19 protein-coding genes are annotated in these 22,130 nt (G+C 62.3%); 3 read left to right on the top strand and 16 right to left on the bottom strand.

Annotated elements, in window-relative coordinates; all coding sequences use genetic code 11:
- Nucleotides 1-128: 128 nt before the first annotated feature.
- The 10 genes from RO009_07530 to RO009_07485 form a co-directional block, all read right to left on the bottom strand.
- Nucleotides 129-1,151, bottom strand: a complete 1,023-nt coding sequence (locus tag RO009_07530) for an amidohydrolase family protein (protein MDT3684876.1) — start codon at nucleotides 1,149-1,151, stop codon at nucleotides 129-131.
- 42 nt (nucleotides 1,152-1,193) lie between these two features.
- Nucleotides 1,194-3,143 carry a TRAP transporter fused permease subunit gene (locus RO009_07525; protein ID MDT3684875.1) on the bottom strand — a complete coding sequence of 650 codons (1,950 nt, stop codon included), beginning with the start codon at nucleotides 3,141-3,143 and terminating at the stop codon, nucleotides 1,194-1,196.
- 138 nt (nucleotides 3,144-3,281) lie between these two features.
- Nucleotides 3,282-4,997, bottom strand: a complete 1,716-nt coding sequence (locus tag RO009_07520) for a thiamine pyrophosphate-requiring protein (GenBank protein MDT3684874.1) — start codon at nucleotides 4,995-4,997, stop codon at nucleotides 3,282-3,284.
- A gap of 28 nt (nucleotides 4,998-5,025) precedes the next feature.
- Nucleotides 5,026-5,982: a TAXI family TRAP transporter solute-binding subunit gene (locus RO009_07515; protein MDT3684873.1), complete on the bottom strand. Its 957-nt coding sequence runs from the start codon at nucleotides 5,980-5,982 to the stop codon at nucleotides 5,026-5,028.
- Nucleotides 5,983-6,018: 36 nt separating this feature from the next.
- Entirely contained in the window at nucleotides 6,019-6,978 is a 960-nt protein-coding gene (locus RO009_07510) for a TAXI family TRAP transporter solute-binding subunit (protein ID MDT3684872.1), read from the bottom strand.
- A 93-nt stretch (nucleotides 6,979-7,071) separates the two neighbouring features.
- Nucleotides 7,072-8,616, bottom strand: coding sequence for an indolepyruvate oxidoreductase subunit beta family protein (locus tag RO009_07505; GenBank protein ID MDT3684871.1), 1,545 nt, complete (start codon nucleotides 8,614-8,616; stop codon nucleotides 7,072-7,074).
- Complete coding sequence (locus tag RO009_07500; GenBank protein MDT3684870.1) at nucleotides 8,613-10,751, bottom strand: indolepyruvate ferredoxin oxidoreductase subunit alpha; 2,139 nt, start codon at nucleotides 10,749-10,751, stop codon at nucleotides 8,613-8,615. Before RO009_07500 ends, RO009_07505 begins: the two co-directional genes overlap by 4 nt.
- 155 nt (nucleotides 10,752-10,906) lie before the next feature.
- A complete protein-coding gene (locus RO009_07495; GenBank protein ID MDT3684869.1) occupies nucleotides 10,907-12,205 on the bottom strand; it encodes a TRAP transporter large permease in 1,299 nt (432 codons plus the stop codon).
- Between the two features lie 7 nt (nucleotides 12,206-12,212).
- Nucleotides 12,213-12,728, bottom strand: coding sequence for a TRAP transporter small permease (locus tag RO009_07490; GenBank protein MDT3684868.1), 516 nt, complete (start codon nucleotides 12,726-12,728; stop codon nucleotides 12,213-12,215).
- Nucleotides 12,729-12,838: 110 nt separating this feature from the next.
- Nucleotides 12,839-13,849: a TRAP transporter substrate-binding protein gene (locus tag RO009_07485; protein ID MDT3684867.1), complete on the bottom strand. Its 1,011-nt coding sequence runs from the start codon at nucleotides 13,847-13,849 to the stop codon at nucleotides 12,839-12,841.
- A gap of 198 nt (nucleotides 13,850-14,047) precedes the next feature.
- Between RO009_07485 and RO009_07480 the strand changes: the two genes are divergently transcribed.
- Nucleotides 14,048-14,536, top strand: coding sequence for a MarR family transcriptional regulator (locus tag RO009_07480; GenBank protein ID MDT3684866.1), 489 nt, complete (start codon nucleotides 14,048-14,050; stop codon nucleotides 14,534-14,536).
- Between the two features lie 21 nt (nucleotides 14,537-14,557).
- Here the strand turns inward: RO009_07480 and RO009_07475 are convergent, their stop codons facing one another.
- The 6 genes from RO009_07475 to RO009_07450 all read right to left on the bottom strand — a co-directional run bounded on the left by RO009_07475 (nucleotide 14,558) and on the right by RO009_07450 (nucleotide 20,293).
- Nucleotides 14,558-14,980, bottom strand: a complete 423-nt coding sequence (locus tag RO009_07475) for an acyl-CoA thioesterase (protein ID MDT3684865.1) — start codon at nucleotides 14,978-14,980, stop codon at nucleotides 14,558-14,560.
- Between the two features lie 21 nt (nucleotides 14,981-15,001).
- Nucleotides 15,002-15,763, bottom strand: a complete 762-nt coding sequence (locus RO009_07470) for an SDR family NAD(P)-dependent oxidoreductase (protein ID MDT3684864.1) — start codon at nucleotides 15,761-15,763, stop codon at nucleotides 15,002-15,004.
- Nucleotides 15,764-15,767: 4 nt separating this feature from the next.
- Complete coding sequence (locus tag RO009_07465) at nucleotides 15,768-17,024, bottom strand: thiolase family protein (GenBank protein ID MDT3684863.1); 1,257 nt, start codon at nucleotides 17,022-17,024, stop codon at nucleotides 15,768-15,770.
- Nucleotides 17,025-17,026: 2 nt separating this feature from the next.
- Nucleotides 17,027-18,910, bottom strand: a complete 1,884-nt coding sequence (locus RO009_07460; GenBank protein ID MDT3684862.1) for a feruloyl-CoA synthase — start codon at nucleotides 18,908-18,910, stop codon at nucleotides 17,027-17,029.
- 47 nt (nucleotides 18,911-18,957) lie between these two features.
- Nucleotides 18,958-19,758, bottom strand: coding sequence for a crotonase/enoyl-CoA hydratase family protein (locus tag RO009_07455; GenBank protein MDT3684861.1), 801 nt, complete (start codon nucleotides 19,756-19,758; stop codon nucleotides 18,958-18,960).
- A 76-nt stretch (nucleotides 19,759-19,834) separates the two neighbouring features.
- A complete protein-coding gene (locus tag RO009_07450) occupies nucleotides 19,835-20,293 on the bottom strand; it encodes a DUF3237 domain-containing protein (protein ID MDT3684860.1) in 459 nt (152 codons plus the stop codon).
- 167 nt (nucleotides 20,294-20,460) lie between these two features.
- Between RO009_07450 and RO009_07445 the strand changes: the two genes are divergently transcribed.
- Nucleotides 20,461-21,321: a CoA-transferase gene (locus RO009_07445; protein ID MDT3684859.1), complete on the top strand. Its 861-nt coding sequence runs from the start codon at nucleotides 20,461-20,463 to the stop codon at nucleotides 21,319-21,321.
- 4 nt (nucleotides 21,322-21,325) lie between these two features.
- Nucleotides 21,326-22,102: a CoA-transferase subunit beta gene (locus RO009_07440; protein ID MDT3684858.1), complete on the top strand. Its 777-nt coding sequence runs from the start codon at nucleotides 21,326-21,328 to the stop codon at nucleotides 22,100-22,102.
- The last annotated feature ends 28 nt before the right edge of the window (nucleotides 22,103-22,130 follow it).

The raw sequence follows: 22,130 nt of genomic DNA, 5'->3' as shown, positions 1-22,130 counted from the left end.
GCTCGGCTCCGGCATCCTGAGATGGCCGTGCGCGGCGCGGTCCTCGAAGGTTGAACGGCTGGCGCCGTCGTCCTTCGAGGCTCGCGCCTTCAGCGCTCGCACCTCCGGATGGCGCGAGATGCAGATTGTTACTTGACGAAGACCTTGCCGGTGATCCGCTCGAGGTTCTTGTAATAGACTTTCTCAAGGTCTTCTTTCGGCATCCCGTATTCATCCAGAATCCGCAGGGTTTCGCGGATATACATGGTGCCCTTTTCCGGGTCGAACGGGCAGTCGGACGCGAAGATCACCTTGTCGAGATCGAAGAAGCCGAAGCCGAGCCGCATCGCGCCTTCCGAGGTGAAGGTCGCGGTATCCGGATAGAAGTCGTGCTTGAAATAGTCGAGCGGGCGCTTCTTCAGGCTCTTCAACAGCGCGCCGTAATCCTCGTCCGACGTACGCGAGCCAAGCTGATCCCAGCCGGGCCCCACCCGGCCCTCCAGCGTCGGCACGATCGAGCCGAAATGATGCACGATTACCTTCAGCTTCGGATGATCGTCCATGATCTTCGAGAAGACCAGGTGCGCCATCATCGCCGCCGTTTCATAGGCCCAGCCGAATGTCCACCAGATTTCGTAGTGCGATTTCTTCTCGTCGAGATAATCGGGGAAGTTGGCGGCGCGCGCCGGATGCGTCCAGATCGGCTTGTCCAGTTTTTCCATCGCCGCGAAGAACGGACGGAATTCCGGCCGGTTGAGGGGCTTGCCGGCGACATTGGTGAAAATTTGCGTTCCGCAGGCGCCGAGCTCTTTGATCGCGCGCTCGGTCTCGCCGATACCTGCATCCTTTGCGATCAGCGGCGTCTGCGCGATGAAACCGGCAAACTGATCCGGATATTTCTGGCATAGCTCGGCGAGGCCGTCATTGCCGATCTTCGCCCATTCAACCGCCACGTTCGGATCGCCTTTCGCCAGCACTTCGAGCGGGGGAGCGGCGAGCGAAAGCACCTGCTTGTAATTCGGAAACGAGTCCACGATCTTGCGGCGAAGATCGATATCGTGCAGCGCCGGAATGTTGGTGACCCGCTTGCCCATATCCGGCATGCCGCTTGCCAGCAGCTTGTCGAAGTATTTCTTGGGAAAGAAGTGGTTGAAGGCATCGATGCGCATCATGTGAAGAATTCTCCGTTTTCTTCTTGCTGGTGTTGATGAAAGTCAGGACGGAATGGCGGCGCGGGACGTGGAGCGGCCGCGCATGATTTCGTAGCCGATCGCCGCCAAGCCGATGGCGGTGGCCGCGATGCCGACCATGTTGGTACCGCCGAACGCGGCGGAGGGCAGCAACACGAGCGCCGCAAGGATTGCATAGAGAACCCGGAACGGCGCCGGAATGGGCGCCATGAAATAGCCGACGACCGCGAGTGTGCCGAGGAAGATGCCGAGCATGGCATCGGCAAAGGCAACCAGAACGGCCGTCCAGCTCCCGATCATCAACAGCGGTGCCGAGTAAGCGAACATGAAGGGAATGAAGTAGGCGCACCAGCTCAGCCGCATCGCCGTCCAACCTGTCTTCCACTGGTCGGAGCGCGCGATGGTGGCAGCGGCGAAGGCGGCGAGCGCAACCGGCGGCGTCACCATGCCGAGAATGCCGTTGAACAGCACGAACATGTGCGCCTGCATTGGGGTCAGACCGGCCTGCACCAGTGCCGGTGCCGCCAGTGTCGCCAGGATGACATAGACGCCGACGGTCGGCAGCGGCAGCCCGAGAATGAAGGACACGAACGCCGTCAGGACCAGCAGGATCACCAGGCTGTCACCGCTGGCGGTCAGCAATTGCTGGGTCAGCGAGAAGGATACGCCGGTGATGGTCATGGCGCCGATCAGGATGCCGGCAATGGCCGTGATGACGATGATGTCGATGACCGCACCGCCGGCGCTGACAACGGCGGACAGCGCTTCGCGCGGGCTCATGCGGCGGCCGTTGTGCTTCACCGTCATGGCGAGTGCAATCAGCACCAGCGTCGCCAGCACAGCGGCGTATTCCGCTTCCATATTGGCCCAAAGGAGACCGCCGACCAGCACCACGAACGGAATGATGAAGTGCCAGCCGGTGCGCAGCACCACCCAGACCGACGGCAGCGTCTCCCGCGGCTGCCCGACAATGCCGAGCTTGGCCGATTCCAGATCGACCTGCAGGAACAGCGCCGTGTAAAACAGGAAGGCGGGGATGATCGCCGCCACCATCACCTCGCTGTAGGGCACCTGCAGATATTCAGCCATCAGGAACGCGGCGGCGCCCATCACCGGTGGACAGATCTGGCCGCCGGTTGAACCGACGGATTCGATGCCCGCCGCCAAAGTGCCTCTGAACCCGGCGCGCTTCATTAACGGGATGGTGATGCTGCCGACACTTGCAACATTGGCGACGGCGCTGCCGGAAATCATGCCGAAAAAGGCCGAGCCGACGACCGCGATCTTCGCCGCGCCGCCGCGGAAATGCCCCATCAGTGAGGCGGCAAGATCAGCGAAGAAGTCAGAGCCGCCGCAGCGCGAAAGCACCTGCCCCATAATGATGAAGGGTATGACGACGACGACTGCGATCTGCAGCGTGTTGCCGAGAAGCGCGTTGGTATCAATGCCAAGATAGACCAGCAGCCGACTGACCGAGATCGGGCGGCTGGCAAATTGTTCCGGCAGCATCCAGCCGAACAGCGCGTGCACGCACAGCGCGAGAACGATCAGCGCCAGCGCCCAGCCGGTGACGCGGCGGCTCGCTTCGAACACGAGCGCCACGATAATGGCGGCAATGACAACGCCGCTGACTGGCCGGGTCGCCAATTCGATGATGAGATCGGGATAGCGGACGGCGACATAGAAGCACGTGCCGAGGCTGAGCAGGGCCAGAATGATGTCGATCCACCCAACCTGGTTTTGCTCGCCCTCTATGACTTTGGCAACGATGGCCTCTTCGCCCGTCGTTTTCGACGAAAAAGGAAATGTGAGAAAGCAAAGCGCGAGTGCGAGGCCGAGCACGGCGGCAAGCAGTTGCTCGGTAAACAGGGGAATCTGCAGGCGTCCGGGAATATTGGCGATCCAGATCACCACGATAGAGACGATCGCCGCGCGCATCGCGACCATCCACATATTCAGCAGCTTGTTAGACACCCGGATCCCCTTGTCTTCCGCCCGACCGCTTAACATCAACGCATGCGGCGTAACCGTGCTGCAAGCACTCAATTGACCATTCCTTAAAGGGACGGCTCGACGTTGCCGCAGCGCCTGTCCACATGCGATCTCACTCTTTCAATACGGACAGATCACGTTGAGCAGCGCCTGTTTCCTGTCGTTCATGACAGCGTCCCGTGCCCGCTGCAATGCGTCTGCAAGATCCTGAGGTCTGTCCACACGCTCGGCGAACGCGCCCTGCGCCCTGGCCAATTCCTCATACGGGGCGCCCGGGTCGAGATCGGCAAGGAAACGACCGTCATCTTCACCCGCAACGCCGTCCTTGAACATTGACAGCGTCGCGTTGCGCACCGCGCCGTATCGCTGGTTGTTGAAAATAATGGTGAGGACCGGAAGTTTGTATTTTTCGCCGACCCAATGCGACACGGTCGGATTGGTGAAAAGATAGACGCCATCGCCGAGCGTGGCGACGATGAGTTTGTCCGGCGCGGCCAGCTTGGCGCCCATCGCGGCGCCCAGTCCCCAGCCGAGACCGCCGGCCGGACTCGCCGCGAAGAAGGTACCCGGCTTCTCGCGCGGGCAATGCTCCAGCCGCAGCGGATATTCGTTAAAGATGACGGCGTCGTCACCGAGCACTTCGCCGATCATGCGGCTGAGGAATTCCGGCGTGATCCGATCGTCCGCCTGTATCGTCGCTGCCGCTTTCACCCGCCGCGCTTTGGCGCGCTCGACAAGCGGGCCGCGGCGCGCGTCAATACGCGATTGCATCGCCGGCCTGTGTTTTGCGAGCGCGCCTTCAAGCGCCTCCAGTGCCCGCGATGCGGTTGCAGTAATCGCCAGGTCGGTCGGGAAGCTGCGCATGGGATAGCGCTGATAGACGGTATCTTCGCCGATATGCGCAAAGCGGCAATTCGCGGCGGGTTGCGTTAGATGCGGGTGATAGGGCACGTCGCATTCGATCACCACCGCGAGATCGGCTTCCGCCAGCATCGCCGCGGAATCATAGCCAAAGTGCATGGGGTGGCTCGCGGGCAACGCCATCACGCGCGAATAATGCGCTACCACGGGGATTGCATAGTCGTTCGCGATGCGGCCGAGGATGTCGATAGCCCTTGCGTCGCCCGCGGCTGCATTGAGAATGACCGGCCTCTCCGCAGCCGCGATCCACTCGGCAAGCTTCGCAATGGATTGCAGATCGGGAGCGGGCGGGGCGGGCAGGGCGCGCAGCTTTTCCGGGGTGTAATCGAGCAGTGGCGCCGAGAGCGGTTCGCGCGGCAGCACCAGATAGACCGGTCCGCGCGGGCTGGTCATCGCCATTTCATACGCGCGTGCCACCACATCGCCGATCTGCTCGGGCATGCGCAGCTCATAGTCCCATTTCACCAGTTCGCGCACCATGCCAGCCTGGTCGAACATCTCCTGCGCCCAGTGAATCGGACGCGTGCGCGATCCGAAATGCCCCTTCTCGGTGAAAGGCGTGCGTCCGGCGGCGACGATGACCGGCGCGCGGTCGCGCGCGAGGTTGGCGATGTTGTTGACGGTGTTGGCGGTACCGACATTGACATGCACCATCACGGCCTGCGGCCGGCCGGTCACCAGATAGACGCCATGCGCCATGGCCACGGCGAGATTCTCGTGCGGAACCAGAACGGGCTCAGGCACCTTGTGATTGCTGCGCCTGGCGCGGAGATAGGCTTCGACGATCGGCGGAAAATCCGTGCCCGGATTGATGAAGCAATAATCGACGCCGTGCTGAGCCAGCGATTCAAGGAAAAACTCGGCGGCGATTTTGGTCGGAGCTGTTGCGGCCTTCTTCTGGGCTGACGAAGTCATCACGCGTCCTTGCATACAGCGCCGGCGTTCATTGCTCCTTGATGCCTTTCTCCTTGAAATAGGTAATGGCGCCGTCGTGATAGGGCACCTGGAGCTTGCTGGAATACATGCGCTCCGGCTTGAAGCGCCGGAACAGAGGAAGCGATTGCGCCATCGCATCCTTCTGCTCGGCGATGACCTTGGTCAGCGTCTTGATGCGCTCGGCCGGCACGTCCTTGTTGGCGAAGGCGATATAGTCGTAATGCGCGACCGGAATGGCCTCTTTCACGCCGGGCAGGTTGGGCGCAGGCGCGATCTTGTCGACATAGCCCACCTGCACGACCTTCAGCATGGCGTCGACGGCCGCCGGTGAATCATCCATCGGCAGGAAGCGGATGCCGACCGCCGCGTCCGCTTCGGCGACCTTGGCCTGGCCGAGCGCGAAGAACGACACGTCGACGCGGCCCGCGATCAGCTCATCCATGCCGCGGATCAGGTTCGGCACCAGCACCGGCTTCATGTCGTTCACGGTCAGGCCGGCATTGGCCAGCATGCCGTCGACCAGAATGCGGATCACCTCCTGGCTCTGATAGCCATAGGAGATGCTTTTGCCTTTCAGGTCCTTCACCGACTTGATCGGCGAATCGTTGCGCACGATCAGTCCGACCGTCAGCGGAAACAGCACCGCCACCGCACGCAGATTCTTGTTCGGACGCTTATCTGACGAGCCGACGCCGTGATAGGAATCGTAAAATTCCCGCGCATTGCAGAAGCCGATATCGATCTCCCCGGAATTGACCAGTGGCACCATGGCGCCGGTGCCGGCCGACGGCTGCACGCGCGACTGGATATTCGCGCTTTCGGCGAGCGCCTTCGAAACGGCGGCGCCCAGCGTATAGACCATCGTGCCTTGCGGGCTGGTTCCGATCCCGAGCGGCTGCGCTGTCGCGGGCGAGGAGAGTGCAAGCGATGTTGCGGCCACAGCCGCCCAAAGGAGCTTCTGCATGTGATCCTCCCTGCCCGCGATGCAGCGGGTTGCCGGTCAGTCGGATTCCTTGATGCCTTTCTCCTTGAAATAGGCGATGGCGCCGTCGTGATAGGGCACCTTGATGTTGTTGTAGAGCCTGTCGACCTGCATGCCGCGGAACAGCGGATGCGCTTGCGCCAGCGCGTCCTTGTTCTCGGCCAGAAGTTTCACGATGGTCTTCACCTTCTCCGCCGGCATGTCGGCCGAGGCGAAGATCGTGTAATCATACATCATCGTAGTGATCGGCTCCTTCACGCCGGCAAAATTCGGCGCCGGGTTAACCTTGCCGAGATAGGCGGTCGGGAATTCCTTTTTGAAGGCAGCAAGGCCTTTCGGCGTATTTTCCATGTTGACGAAGCGGATGCCGCCCACGGCGGCGTCGGCTTCCGCAACTTTCGCCGAGCCGATGGCAAACGTGGTGATATCGACGCGGCCGGCGATGAACTCGTCGACGCCGCGCACGAGATTGGGCACCAGAGCGGTTTTCAGATCGTTCACCGACAGCCCGGCGGTTGCGAGCATCGCATCCACCGTCTTCTTGATGATCTCCTGGCTGGTGAAGCCGTAGGCGACGGTCTTGCCCTTCATGTCGGCGACCGTTTTGATCGGAGAATCATTGCGCACAAAAAGGCCGACGCGGATCGGGAAAATGACCGCCACAGTGCGCAGCTTGGGATTCGCGCGCTTGTCGAAGGTGCCGACGCCGTGGAACGCGTCATAGAGCTCCAGCGTATTGCAGAAGCCCATGTCGATTTCGTTGGAATTGACCAGCGGGATCATGGCGCCGGTGCCGGCGGACGGCTGCACGCGCGACTGGATATTGCCTTTCTCCCCGAGAACCTTGGAGACGGCGGCGCCAACGGCATAGGTCAGGGTGCCCTGCGGGCTGGTGCCGAGTCCGATCGGCTGCGCAGAAGCGGAATTGGCGATGGCAACGGAAAGACCAAAGATCGCAGTCACAAGCAACTTGTTCACGGCATCCTCCCAGACTGACTTTGACATGTTTATTGGGCCGTCCGGCATTCATACCGGACGCGCCTTGGCGTTACAACGCGGCGAAATGTGCCTTTATTCCGCGGCCACAGAAAATGCGGTCTGGCGGTGAAGATCGTCGAGGCAGCGGGTCAGGCTCTCGCCGTCGGGATCGACAAGAGCCGCCGTTCGCGCGCTGGCGACCGCATCGATGGCGCGGTCGACGGGCAACTGCCCATCAATGGCCGGCCGGATGACCCGGGCTTCGATCATCTGAAAATTGCTGGTGCCACGGCTGTGTGTGGAACCGTAGCCCTTGATGAGCCGCGCGCATTCGGCGATCTCGATTGCCAGCGCCGGCGAGCGGGGCGCCGCATCGACGATGAGCGACAGCCAGGACGTGATGGCCGCCTGCTCCTCGTGATAGCGGAAAGTGTGCGGCCGCCAGACTTTCAGCTTCGCCAGCAGCCAGAAACGCAGATAGCCGCTGATCGAGGTGGTTTGCACCTCCATGCCGACATGCGAGCGGTCGAGCCAGCCGCGCTGCGCCGATACGCGGAGAATCCAGCGCGCCAGGCGCGGCGGCAGGATCTGGCACATCTCCTCGATGCCGGGCTTGAGAAATTCCACGACATGGAATGGCTCATCCGGCCTGGCGTTCAGCTCGTTCGCGATGCGGGTCATGCGCGCCGGGTCGATCTTGGCCTCGGCGACGCGGATCATATCCTCGAACGACATGCGCACAGCGAGATGCCGCGCCACCTCGCGCAGCAGTTTGCCGCCGCTGGCGGCGCGCTCGTCGGCGGCGAGTACCGGCGCGAGACGATTGAGATAAAGCCGCGCATAAGCTGCGCTCTGATAGCGCGTCAGGCGGCGCACGCCTTCGATCATCACGTCCTGCGCGAGTTGCGGCATCTGCGCGCGGATCTCGCCTTCCAGCGGATGGCTTTGCTCATGCACGGGTTGATGCCGCTTGCCGTCAGGGCTGACGCCGCGTGCCGTCGAGGTTTCGCGCGCTGCGGCGAGGCCGGCGCGGAAGCCGCGCAGATTGGCCTCGACCGATTTGCCGTCGCTGCGGATCGCCGCTTCGAACGCTTCGACCGGGATCGGCAGCCGTCCGCAGCCGGCAACGGCGCCGAGCATCACCGCGTTGACCATGGCGTCGGCCTTCTTCGCGGTATCCTCCATGTCGAACAGGATGCGCGCCTGCGAATTGTTCTGCGCGGCGTCGAACAGGCGCGTCTGGTCGTAGCGGCCGTCGCCCATCGCCATCTTCTCGTTGATGGCATAGAAGCGGCTGGTTGAGGCGATCAGCAGGGTGCGGTCGGGTGTGACGAAGCCCGCGGCGATGGCGCGGCCGGCTTCCAGGAATTCGCTCGCCACCATCACGTCGATGTCGCCGATGCCCGGCGTCAGCGCCATCACCGGGCGCGCTTCGCCGAGTTCTCGCCAGGGCCGGGGAAAAATCTCGATGTAATAGGTGGTCGCACCGGTGCGCTGGGCCACGCCGGGGATGGACGTCGATTGCGCCGGCAGACCGAGATCAGCCGCCGCGTTGATGATCCAGTTGGTGAGCACGCCGCCGCCTTCGCCGCCAAGCGCGGCGATCAGCACGGTGACAGGGCGCTGCAGCGCGCTCATGCTGCAGCCTCCTTGCCCCCGGAAAGCCATCCGATGACGCGCGAGCGCGTGCGGTGCATCCAGCGATCCCAGCCGGTGGCATTGCGGATCAATTCGGCGCGGTAGAAGGAGGGGCACAGCACCGCCGCATGCGCGACCTCGCCGCACAGGCCGCAGCCAACGCAAGAATCAATGACCGACGCGACTGGATCGCTGCGCAGCGGATCGGGATTGGGCTTCACCGTCAGCGATGGGCAACCGGAGAGGCGGATGCAGGAATGGTCGCCGCTGCAGATTTCGTCGTCGACGCCGTATTTGGTGCGGATGACGCGCTGACCGTCGGCGAGCTTCTTGGCGTCTTCCGCGCGCACGCGGCGCTGGCGCGCCAACTGACATTCGCCGTCGGCGAGGATGACTTTCAGTCCGTGTTCCGGCGATTGCATCGCCTCCTTCAGCGTCTTCACCATCTTGGCGACGGAGTAGGTGCGCACCTTGCGCAGCCATTTCACGCCGAAGGAGCGCAGCGTGGATTCGACATCCATGCCGGGCGCCGGGCCAGAGCGGCTCTGCTTGCTGGAGGGCATGAATTGCAGGCCGGTGGCGGAGGTGTAGCCGTTCTGCATGACGAGGAGGACGCCGTCGCCCTTGTTGAACAGGTTGGACGCGACGCCGGTGATCAGCCCGTTATGCCAAAAGCCGCCGTCGCCCATGATCGCGATCGGGCGCTTCTGCATGTTCGGGCCGACCGCGGCCGCGCTCGCCAGCGACATGCCGTAGCCGAGAATGGTGTTGCCGAACGAGAACGGCGCCAGCGTGCCGAACGCGTGGCAACCGATATCGGCGCTGATATGCGTCGGACCGATCTCGCGCTGCGCAATCTTGATTGCGCTGAAGACGGGACGTTCGGGGCAGCCGGTGCAGAATGTGGGCGGGCGCGGCGGCAGCGTGCCGACAGAAGCCTGCGCGGCGGGAATATGCGACAGGATTTTTGCGGCCCGGTCGGCGATGGAATCGACGTCGAGGCCGGCCGGCCGCGTCTGGCTCAGGAAGGCCGACACGCCCTTCAGCAACACGTCGGATGCGTATTCCCCGGCCTTCGGCAACACATCCTTGCCGATGACGCGGGTCTGGATGTCGGCGCGGCGCAATTCGGAATTGATCGCCTCCTCGATATATTCGGGATGGCCTTCCTCGACGACCAGCACCGCGCGCTTGCCGGCACAGAACTCCCTGATTTCCTGCGGCACCAGCGGATAGACCACGTTCAGCACCAGCATCGGAATGCGGGTCTTGCCGAACATGTCGGCGAGATCGAGCCGCGCCAGTGCGCGCAGAACGCTGTTGGACAGACCGCCCATCACGATGATGCCGACATCGTCGACGTCACCGGGCACGACGTCGTTCATCTTGTGCTCACGGATGAACTTGCGCGCCGCCGGCATGCGGTCTTCCACCTTCAATCGCTCATGGATGAAGGTGACCGGCGGGTGTGCGAGACGGTTGTAGTCGAAGCGCGGCGGCCCCTCGATGCGGTTCAGGCCGGAATAGGCGCCGCGGCGATTGTTCTTGGCCTCGAATTGGCCGGTGACATGGCAGGCGCGGATGCGCAATTCGAGCATGACCGGGGCGTGGCTCGCCTCCGATAATTCGAAACCTTTCTCCACGCAACGTACGATGCTCGGCAGATCGGGCCGCGGATCGAGCAGCCACATCGAGGATTTCATCGCATAGGCGTAGGAGCGTTCCTGGATCACGCTCGCGCCTTCGCCATAATCCTCGCCGATCACGATCATGGCGCCGCCGATGACGCCCGGCGAGGCGAGATTGGAGAGCGCATCGGCGGCGACGTTGGTGCCGACGATCGATTTCCAGGTCACTGCGCCGCGTAAGGGATAGTTGATGGACGCGCCGAGCATGGCGGCGGCGGAAGCTTCGTTGGTGCAGGTCTCCACATGCACGCCGAGATCGGCGAGCAGGTCCTCGGCATCAACCATCACGTCGAGCAGGTGCGAGACCGGCGCACCCTGGTAGCCGCCGACATAGGAGACGCCCGATTGCAGCAACGCCTTGGTGACGGCCAGGATGCCTTCGCCGCGGAAGGTCTCGCCGTCGCCGAGATTGAGGGCCTGCACTTCCTTCTTGAACGAGCGTTCCATGGCGGCTCGGAAATTAGTTGGTACTCAAACCTTTTTATCACGTGAGCCGAAAAAGGAAAGCCGGCCGGCGGCAGGCCGGCCGCTAGGAACATGCCGTTATCAGGGGCCATTTCTTCGGTGTGGCCGCTCTCACAACACACTCCGTTGTGGTTGCGTTACATATGCGAGGGCAGCCACAAAGCGATGATCGGGAAAAGAACCAGCAGGATCAGCCGCAGGATGTCGGTCAGGATGAAGGGCATCACCCCGTAGAAGATGGTCGATATCTTCACGTCCTCAATCACGCTCTTGATGACGAAAATATTCATCCCGACCGGCGGATGGATCAGCCCGAGTTCCACGGTCATCACAATGATGATGCCGAACCAGATCGGATCGAAACCAAGCTCCTTGATGACGGGGAAGATGATCGGCACCGTCAGGATGATCATCGCCAGCGCGTCCATCAGGCAGCCGAGCACGAGATACATGAGCAGGATCAGCGTCAGAATGCCGTAACTGCCGATGCCGAGGCCGGTGAGGAAGGCGGTGACCTTTTGCGGCGTCTGGGTGATGGTGAGGAAATAGCCGAACAGCAGTGCGCCGATCAGGATGGTGAACACGGCCGCCGTCGTGCGGGTTGATTCCAGCAGCGAGCGCAGAATGTCCTGTCCCGAAAGGCGGCCGCGCAGCACGCCGAGGATGAAGGCGCCGCCGGCGCCCATGCCGGCAGCCTCGGTCGCGGTGAACATGCCGCCATAGATGCCGCCGACCACGAAGGCGAACAGCAGAATCGTCGCCCAGACGTCGCGCAGGCTGGCGAATCTTTCCTTCCAGGGCGCTCGCGGTCCGGCCGGCAGGAAGTTCGGCCGCACCAAACCGATCATTGTGATCGTGACCATGTACATCAGCACCGCAAGGATGCCGGGCAAGATGCCGGCCACGAAGAGCTTGCCGACATCCTGCTCGGTGATCAGGCCGTAGACGGCAAGCACTGTAGAAGGCGGAATCATGATGCCCAGCGTGCCGCCGGCCGCGATCACGCCGGTCGCGAAAGACTGCGGATATTTGTAGCGACGCATTTCCGGATAGGCGACGCGCGAGAAGGTGGCGGCGGTGGCGACCGAGGAGCCGCAGATCGCGGCGAAGCCGCCGCAGGCAGCAATGGTGGCGATGCCAAGCCCGCCACGCAAATGTCCGACAAAGGAATTGGCGGCGCGGAACAATTCGCGGCTCATGCCGGACGTGGTGGCGAAGGAGCCCATCAGCAGAAACAGCGGCACGACGGCGAAGTTGAAATCGGTCACCGTACGCATGGTGGTATGGCCGACGATCTTCAGCGCTGGCCCGCCGCTGGTGAGATAGGCAAACCCGCCAACCCCGACAAGCCCCATCGCCATGCCGATGGGAACGCGCAACAGCATCAAAATGAAGAGTGTGAAGAAACCGATGATAGCGACGGTATCTGCGGACATATGGCGCTCACTCAACCGTTTTGACGGCCGCATTGTGATCGCGCGCCATCAGGTCGGGATGGAAGATCAGGCGGTAGGTGCGCACGACGATCAGCAGCACCGCCGCGACGTCGCCGATCCATGCGACCAGATAGAACGGCCAGACCGGCAGCCTCAATTCGAAGGTCTGCAGGTTGGCGTCGCGGGTGCTGATCATCTTGTCAAACAGGGTATAGGTCTGCACGACGACGACGAAGAGCAGGACCAGCGTTGCGAATACGTCGATCGCCCGCTGCCAGCGGGGGCCGACATTCGCCCAGATGAGATCGACGGTGATGTGGGTGCCGCGATAGCTCGTCGCGGCAATGCCCCAGAAGATCACGATGCCGAGCATCAGCATGCCGAAATCGTAGGCATCCGGGATCGTGAAGCCAAAGAAATAGCGTAGCAGAACGGTCGCGAAGACATCGAGCGCCACGACACCGATGAAAAAGGCCGCGATCCACTCGATGGAATCGATGAAGAAATCCATGGCCCTGGTGATTACGGGATGTCTGATCATCGTGCGCCGTCCGATGAAATCGTGAAAGTGGAGAAGATAAGATGACGGCGGCAGATGCCGCCGTCATGCTTTTTCTTGCCTTGTGCCCGCTATCAATAAGCAGAATTGAACTTGGCCAGCGTGTCCTTCAGCTCTTTCATGATGGCGTCGGGATTGCCGCCGGCCTTCTTCACGTTGTTGGCCCAGGTCTGTTCCAGCGGCTGCGCGGCTTTGCGCCAGGCGGCGAGCTGTTCCTTCGAAATTCGATAGACCTCGTGGGCGGGATCGTTCTTGAGTTTCTGGATGCCGGCATGCTCGAAATCGGCCCAGGGCGAGGCGACCTTGAGCGCCCATTCGTTGGTGCAGTGATCGTCGATCACCTTCTTCTGCTTCGCCGACATTTGGTTGTAGACGGTCGGATTGAACACGAAGGCGAAGGTCGTGACATAGAGCGGTACGTCCATGTGATATTTGGTCACCTTGTCGATGCCGAAAAGCGGCACCGAACCCCAGGGGAAGGTCACGCCGTCCGCCACACCCTTCTCGATGATGTCGCGCACTTCCGGCGCGCTCGCCTGCACGTTGCTGCCGCCGAGCTGTGTCACGAAGGTTGCCATCGTGGCATGCGCGGGGCGGATCTTCAGGCCCTTGATGTCATCCGGCGACATCACCTTCTTGGTCCGCATGTGGAAGGAGCCGGGATCGTGCAGGAAGGCGAGGCAGAACTTGACGTCCTTCATCTCTTTGGCGGCGTATTTGCGATACCAGGCGTCGAAAGCCTGCGAGCCGTCCTTGGCGTTGGAAATCAGAAACGGCAATTCACCCGCACCGATGATCGGAAAACGGCCGGGCTGATAGCCGGGGTTGATGTAAGTCATATCGGCGATGCCGTCGCGCGCCATGTCGTAATGGTCGAAGGCCTTGCCAAGCTGCTGTGACGGATAGACCTTGGACTTGATGGTGCCGCCCGAAGCCTTCTCAACCGACGCACCCCATTCCTCAAGCGCCTTTTGCAGCGGATGCGACGGCGGCACCCAATGCGCCAGTTTCAATTCGAAAGTTTTTTCCTGTGCGGTTGCGAGCGATGTGGTGCCGAGCATCAGGGCGAGGCCGCTGGCAGCCAAGCCCGCAGCCAGGACGGCAAGACGGTGACAGGATTTCATGATCTCTCCTCCCTTTGATGGACCGTTGGTTCGGTGCCAACTTGTTATCTTGAATTCAGCCGCAAGCGGCGGAACTTGTAAAGTTGTAAAGCAAGGTAGTTAGATATAAAACCATTTTCTCTCATTGGGCGGGAAACGGAAATTGGCCGCGCGCGCACCATGACAAAACGTTCTGCACGCAGGCCCGCTAGGCGGAAGGCCGCAGCGAAGACGAACAATGTGGATTTCGGGCCGCTGTCGGGCCGGATCGGCTTTTTCCTGCGGCTGGCGCAGAACGCTGCGTTCCAGGCCTTTGCCAAGCAAGCGCGCGGGATCGATGTCAGTCCCGGCCGTTTCACAGTCTTGACAGTAATCGGGCGCAATCCCGGTATCAGCCAGACCGCGCTCAGCCGTGCCATCGGCAGCGAGAAATCGACGCTCACGCCGGCGCTGAGGTCGCTTGTCAAACACAACATTGTGCGGCGCACTCGCACCGAGAAAGACCGTCGCACCTATCGGCTGACGCTCACGCCGGCGGGCGAAAAATTGCTGCGTGACCTTTCCATTTGCGCCGAGCGCCACGATAAAAATCTTGATGCGATCGTCGGCCCACGGGATCGCGCCCGGTTCCTCCATCTGCTGCGCAAGATCGCAACCGAATTGTCGTAAGCGGCGGCCTGATCCGGCCGCTTACTTGCCGCGGAAGCGCGCGGCCAGATCCTCAGGGATGGGCTTTGATTTGATCTTCGAGGGATCAGACGGATCCTTGCCGACCCAGACCCGCGTCTCAAAGCCTTCCAGGCAGAGCTTGCCGTCCTTGGAAATCGTATGATGCACGTCGAAGCTCGACGTGCCGACTGTCGTGAAAGCAGACGTAATGGTCACGGTATCGCCGAAGCGGGTCGGGATGGCGAACTTGGCGCGGGTGTCGACCATCGGATAACCGGCCGCGTCATATTCCTTCAGCAACTGGTATTTTGTCAGTCCGCTCGCCGCCGAGATCAACAGCGTGGTCGAATGGTCAAACATCTCGAAATAGCGCGGATAAAAGACAATGCCGGCCGGGTCGCAGTCGCCCCATTGGATCAGATATTGACGGACATTCTTCAGCATTCCCTGGACCCTTGACGGCGATCAACGGGGCGCCATGCGCAGCGCTCCGTCGAGCCGGATGACTTCGCCGTTCAGATAACCGTTTCGCACAATAAACGAAACAAGTTCCGCAAATTCCGCGGGCTGGCCCAGACGTTTTGGAAACGGCACCGAGGCACCGAGGCTGTCCTGCGCTTCCTGTGGCAGCGACGCCAGCATCGGAGTTGCGAAAATGCCCGGCGCGATCGCCATGACGCGGATACCGAATTGCGCCAGTTCGCGAGAGGCCGGCATGGTCAACGCCGCGACGCCGCCCTTGGACGATGCATAGGCGGCTTGCCCGATCTGGCCCTCGAAAGCGGCGACGGACGCGGTGGAGACGATGACGCCGCGTTCGCCGTCGGCGAGCGGCTCGAGCTTGCACATGTCGGCGGCGGCAAGCCGCATCATGTTGAAGGTGCCGATCAGGTTGATCTCGATGACGCGCTTGTAGTCTGCGAGCGGCATCGGGCCGTCCCTGCCGACGATGCGCTTGGGCGGGCCGATGCCCGCGCAATTCACCAGCACGCGCCCGGCGCCATACTGTTCGCGCACCTTGGCGATGGCGGCTTCGGCGCTGGTGTCGCTGGTGACATCGCATGGCACGGCGATGCCGCCGAGTTTCTTCGCCAGCGCTTCGGCCGCCTGCACATTGACATCGAGCAGCGCGACCTTCGCGCCCGCTGCCGCCAGCGCTTCTGCGGTGGCGGCGCCGAGGCCCGACGCGCCGCCGGTGATGATTGCAGTGTGACCTTTGATGTCCATGATCTCAGTTCCGTGTGGCGTCCGGATTTTCAATCAGCAGCGCAATGCCCTGTCCACCGCCAATGCAGGCTGAGGAGATGCCATAGCGCAGGCCGGAGCGCTTCAGCTCGCGCGCGAGCGTCAGCGACAGCCGCACGCCGGTGGCGCCGAGCGGATGACCGATGGCGATGGCGCCGCCATTGACGTTGAGCTTGCTCTCATCGAGCCCCAGCTCGCGCGCGCAAGCCATCACCTGCGCACCGAAGGCCTCGTTGATCTCAAAACGATCGATGTCGGACAGTTTCAAACCGCTGCGCTGCAGCACCGCCTTGATCGCCGGTACCGGGCCGATGCCCATGATTTCCGGCGGGACGCCGACCGCCGCGGCGGCAAGGATGCGTGCCAGCGGCCTTTTGCCGTTCTTCTTTGCGTAGTCGGCATTCGTCACCAGCACTGACGCGGCGCCATCGACGATGGCCGAGGAATTGCCGCCGGTCTGCACGCCACCGAAGGCTGGGCGGATTTTTGCGAGCTGATCGACGGACGACGGCCGCACATGCGTATCGGTGGACACTTCCGGCGTGTTGCGGTCGAGCCTGATGCCGCGCGGCTCATAGCCGTCGCGCGCGAATGTCTCCGTCATCACCGGCACGATCTCGTCGTCAAAGAAACCGCCCTTCTGCGCCGTCAGCGCGCGGTCGAAGCTGCGCGAGGCATAGGCATCAACCTCCGGGCGCGTGATTTGGTATTTCTGCGCCAGATTCTCCGCGGTGTCGCCCATGGTCACTTTCGCCGCGGGGTCGAGCAGGGCCTCCCAGAGGAAATCCTTGAACTCGACCTGCCCCATACGAAAGCCGCCGCGATGCGTATAGGCAGCGACCGGGTTGCGGCTCATCGATTCGGCGCCGACGACCAGCGCCAGGTCGGCGCGTCCGAGCGACACAGCGTCTGCCGCCTGTGAGATCGCTTCGATCCCGGTGCCGCAGACGCGCTGCACATGATGCGCAGGCGTCTCCACCGGCGCGCCGCAATAGAGTCCGACATGGCGCGGCAGCATATAGGCGTCAAAACTTGCCTGCGCCATGCTGCCGGTAATGACCGTGCCGATGTCCCTCGGATTCACGCCGGCGCGCTTTACTGCCTCGCGGCCGGCCTTGATGCCGAGATCGATCGGCGAAACGGTTGCGAGCGCGCCGTTGTAATCGACGAAGGGCGTGCGCGCCCCGTCGAGCAGCCACGCGTCGGTGAAAGTCGCGCCGATTCCCGGCGTCTTGTCGGCCATTATCAACTCCCGGACTCGATCGAGATCACATTTGGCGAATGGGGAACGGCATAAAGTTCGTCGAGCAGCGACGAGCGGCGCGCCAGCACCGCGCGCTGGTTGATCGAACCCTTGTCGGTCATTTCGCCGGCATCGAGCGAGGGTGGCTCGGCCAGCAGAATGGCGCGGCAGATCCTGTTCGAACTGCCGGTGCTGCGCGCGGCGAGCGCGCGCAATCTGGACCTGAACTCTGCGGTCACTGTTTCATGCGCCAGCACATCGTCGACGGATGCGTCTGCCGGCAGGCCGGTGGCTTTGCGGCAGACCTCCACGTCGGGAAAGATCAGCACAGACAGATCGTCACGGTCGGCGCCGGCAATCACCAGATCGCGCGCGAATGGTGCGAAACCGTCAAGAAGTTGCGCGCGCAATGGTCCGACGCTGACCCAGGTGCCGGTGGCCAGCTTGAAGTCTTCGGCCACACGCCCGTCGAACAGAAGCCCTTCGGCGGGATTGTCCGGGTCGTCGAACTTGAAGGCGTCGCCGAGCTTGTAGAAACCGTCCTCGTCGAACGACTTCGCCGTCAGCTCCGGCTGCCGCCAATAACCGGGCGTGATATTGGGTCCTTTCACCCGCGCCTCCAGCTTGCCCTCAACCGGCGTGAGCTTGAGTGTAATGCCCGGCAGCGGCAGGCCCATATTGGTGGAATTGTCGGTTGCCCAGGTGCGGGCGAGCGCGCCGGGCGCGGTCTCGGTGGCGCCGAAGCCGGTGAGGAAATGGATGCGCTCGCCGCAACTCTGCAAGGCCAGATCCTGCACGGCGTCGAAGACCGTCTGCGACAAAGCCGCGCCGGCGAACCACATCACCTTCAGACGGCTGAAAAAATTTTGTCGCAACTGCGCATCACTGCGCAGGAAGGGCAGCAGCGCTTCAAAGCCCTTCGGCACGTTGAAATACCAGGTCGGCGCGACATCCTTCAGATTGCGCACCGTCGCATCGATCGCGCCAGGCAGCGGCTTGCCGTCGTCGATATAGAAGGTGCCGCCGTTATAGAGCACGAGCCCGACATCATGATTGCCGCCGGCGGTGTGATGCCACGGCGCCCAATCCACCGTCACCGGCGGCTCGTCCTGGAAGTAAGCCAGCGCCAGCGTCAGCATTCTCTGGTTCGAACACCACATGCGCTGGGTGTTGATGACGGCCTTGGGCTGACCGGTGGAGCCGGAGGTGAACAGGAACTTGGTAATCGTGTCTGGTCCGACTGCCTTGTGCGCATTTTCGATTGCGGATGTCGCCGCCGTTGCCGCTAGTTCAGAGAACAGTGTTGTCCTGCGGCCGCTCAGCGGATTGCGCGTCACCGCGATTTCGGTGTCGGCCGGCACCACCGTCTCTATTGCGCGGCCGAAGACCTGCCCGTCCGAAGCGAAGACGAAGCCCGGCGTCAGCAGATCGAAGATGTGACGCAGCTTGCCGAAATCGGTGGAGACCAGCGAATAGGCCGGCGAGATCGGCGCATAGGCGATGCCGGCATAGATGCAGGCCAGGCCGAGCATCGCATGTTCGAGATCGTTGCCGGAGAGGATGACCACCGGCCGTTCCGCCGACAACCCGCGCTTGAGCAGCGCTTCGCCGATGCTGCGCGCATAATTCAGCGTTTCGGCATAGGTGATCTTGCGCCAGTCGCCGTCTGCACCGCGCGCGGCCATGAAGACGCGGTCGGGTGTGCGCTCGGCCCAGTGCAGCAGCCGATCGGTGAGACGCACGGGGTAATCGCCGAGCGGTTCCTGCGACCGGATATGAATGCTGCCGTCGGCGCGTCGCTCGATGTCCACGCCCGGACGGCCGAGCCGGACTTTGCGGTAGGGTGCCGCATTCTGCCGTGGAATCTGGCGCGAGGCTTCAGTCATCGATTGCGCACCATCCCTGAAATCGCTTCCGCGCGTTTTGCGCCTTATTATTTCTTGTGCAGCGCCTTCGGCGCGCGCTTCTCCAGAAAATCTCGCAGGCGCTGCTGCGCGTCTTCGTTGCCGGCAGCAATCGCGGCCATCAGCGATTCCATCAGATAGCCGCCGTCACGCTCGATATCGGCGATGCGCGGCAGCACATGCATGATGGCGTAATTGGTCAGCGGCGTATTGACGGCGATACGCTGCGCCAGTTCGATGCCTTTCGTGAGGCCCGCGCCGTCATCGACCAGATATTGCGAGATGCCCATGCTGAGCCCTTCTTCGGCGCCGTAAGTGCGGCCGGTCAGCATCATGTCCATCATGCGCGCGGCGCCGATCAGCCGCGGAATGCGCACCGAGCCGCCGCCGCCGACATAAATGCCGCGGCTGCCTTCCGGCAGCGCGTAATAGGCGGAGCGTTCGGCGACGCGAATGTGGCAGGCGGCTGCGAGTTCGAGGCCGCCGCCGACCACGGCGCCATGCAGCACCGCGACGACGGGCACCTTGCCGAATTCCAGCTTGCTGAAAATGCGGTGCCAGTTGCGCGAATGGTGCACGGCCTCGACGGTATTGCGCACCGTCAATTCGCTGAGATCGAGGCCGGCGGAGAAATGCTCGCCTTCGCCATGCAGCACCACCGCGCTGATGTCCTCCGGCAGTTCCTCGCAGAAGACCTCGATGCCGTCGACGGTGATGTCATCGAGCGCATTGCGCTTCTGCGGCCGCGACAGCCGGAGAATCGCAATATTCTCAAGGCGTTCGGCCGTGAGCGAGGCGGGGAGGTCGATCGGCAGGCGTTTCCGGGTCATCTTGCCAGTTTCTGGTTGCTTCTAATTGTTGTCTTTAACAACTATTGTTCTCCTAAACAATACCCGCCGCCCGGGTTCACAAAACCTCGAATACATCCAGTTTCACAGCATTGGGCAGCCGTGCCCCATGCGCAATCGCCAGCACGCGATTCATCCAGTCGAGCGCGGGATCGGCAGTTTCGAAGCGCATCAGGGTCCGGAAATAATAAAGCGCGGGATCAACATTTTCGCCGCGCGCCAGTTGCGCCAGCACCTCCGGTGGGCCGTGGCGCAGGCCTTCGCTGGAGACGAGCACCAGCCCGTTGCTCTCGCTCTGGATGGTGTAGCGCGCTTGGATATCGGCGGCGCCATCGGGGCGCATGATCTGCCAGTCGGCGCCGCCGGGCAGAATTTGTCCCCGCAGCCGAGGGCCTTCGACCTGCCCACCCAAAATATTGATGACGCGCCGCTCGCCCACTGGCGTCTTGCCGAATTGCAGAATGTCGGCAAGGTCGGCGCGAATTGTGAAAAGCGGAGTCTGGGAAAGGGCTGCCATATGCGCTGCTGCCTCGCGTTCCATTGTTCGGTTTCCGAACAGTTCAGTGATGCAAACTATTGGACTCTGACCGGCTTCGCTGGCATTTGACCCTCTCGGACACGATCCGTAAATTGAAATTAATTCGAAACAGCGCAGTGCGTTCACGCACAAAGGAAGTGCCCGATATGTCGCGTGTCATGTCCCTCGCCGAAGCCGTCGAAGCCAATATTCGCGATGGTGACAGTGTGGCGATGGAAGGCTTCACTCATCTCATTCCGCACGCGGCCGGTCATGAGATCATTCGTCAGGGCAAGAAGCATCTGACGCTGATCCGCATGACGCCGGATCTTATCTATGACCAGATGGTCGGCATGGGCTGTGCGGACAAGCTGATCTTTTCCTGGGGCGGCAATCCGGGCGTCGGCTCACTGCATCGCGTGCGCGACGCGATCGAGAAGGGATGGCCGAACCAGCTCGCGATCGAGGAGCATTCGCACGCGGCGATGGCGAATGCCTATGCGTCCGGCGCCTCCGGCCTGCCGTTCGCGGTGTTCCGCGGCTATATCGGCAGCGATCTGCCGAAAGTGAATCCGAATATCAAAACTGTCACCTGTCCTTACACTGGCGAAGTGTTGGCCACCGTGCCCTCGCATCGTCCCGACGTCGCGGTGATTCATGCCTTGCGCGCCGACCGCGAGGGCAATGTGCTGCTGGAAGGCATTCTCGGCGTGCAGAAGGAAGCCGTGCTCGCCGCCAAACGCTCGATTGTCACGGTGGAAGAAATCGTCGACGATTTCGGCCCACGCAATCTCAACACGGTCATTCTTCCGGCCTGGACGATCGGCTCCATCGCGGTGGTGCCGGGCGGCGCGTTCCCATCCTATGCGCAGGGCTATTACAAGCGCTTCAACGCCTTCTATAAGGAATGGGACGGCATCGCGCGCGAGCGCGACACCTTCCTCGCTTGGATGAAGGAGAACGTGCTGAACAAGCGCCCGGAAGATTTCGCCGAGCATGTCCGCAACCTGCGTATTGCGGCGGAGTAACGCGATGACAACGACTTACAAGCCTGCCGAGATGATGACGGTCGCGGCCGCCCGCGCGCTCAAGAACAGCGATGTCACCTTTGTCGGCATCGGCGCGCCGTCGGCGGCTTCAAACCTCGCGCGCCTGACGCACGCGCCGGACATCACGCTCATCTATGAGTCGGGCACGCTCGCCACCAAGCCGAGCGTGCTGCCGCTGTCAATCGGCGATGGCGAATTGTGCGACACCGCGCTGACCACGGTGTCGGTGCCGGAAATGTTCCGCTACTGGCTGCAGGGCGGCCGCATCACCGTCGGCTTTCTTGGCGGCGCGCAGATCGACAAATACGCCAATCTGAACACGACGGTGGTCGGTCCCTATGACAAGCCGAAGGTGCGGCTGCCCGGTGGCGGCGGCGCGCCGGAGATCGCGACCTCCTGCGGCGAGATTTTCATTATCATGTCGCAGTCCAGGCGCGGCTTTGTCGAGAAGCTCGATTTCATGACATCGCTCGGTCATGGCGAGGGTGGCGATCACCGCGAGCGTCTGGGTGTGAAGACCAAGGGTCCGACCAAGCTGATCACCGATCTCTGCATCATGGAGCCGGACCCCAAGACCAAGGAGATGACTGTCACCTCGATTCATCCCGGCGTCACGCGCGAGCAGATCCAGGAGAATACCGGCTGGACGGTGAAATTCGCCGACAAGGTCGCGGAAGCCCCGGCCCCGACGGAGCAAGAGCTTAAGGTTCTGCGCGAGCTGAATGAGCGGACCGCGCGGGCGCACGGAGAGGCGGCGTGAGTATATTTTATGAACGGACAGGCCTATA

Origin of the sequence: Pseudorhodoplanes sp. (assembly GCA_032027085.1) — a bacterium.
GTDB lineage: Bacteria > Pseudomonadota > Alphaproteobacteria > Rhizobiales > Xanthobacteraceae > Pseudorhodoplanes.
The sequence above is the reverse complement of the archived record's forward strand: the minus strand, read 5'-3'. Positions and strand labels throughout refer to the sequence as shown.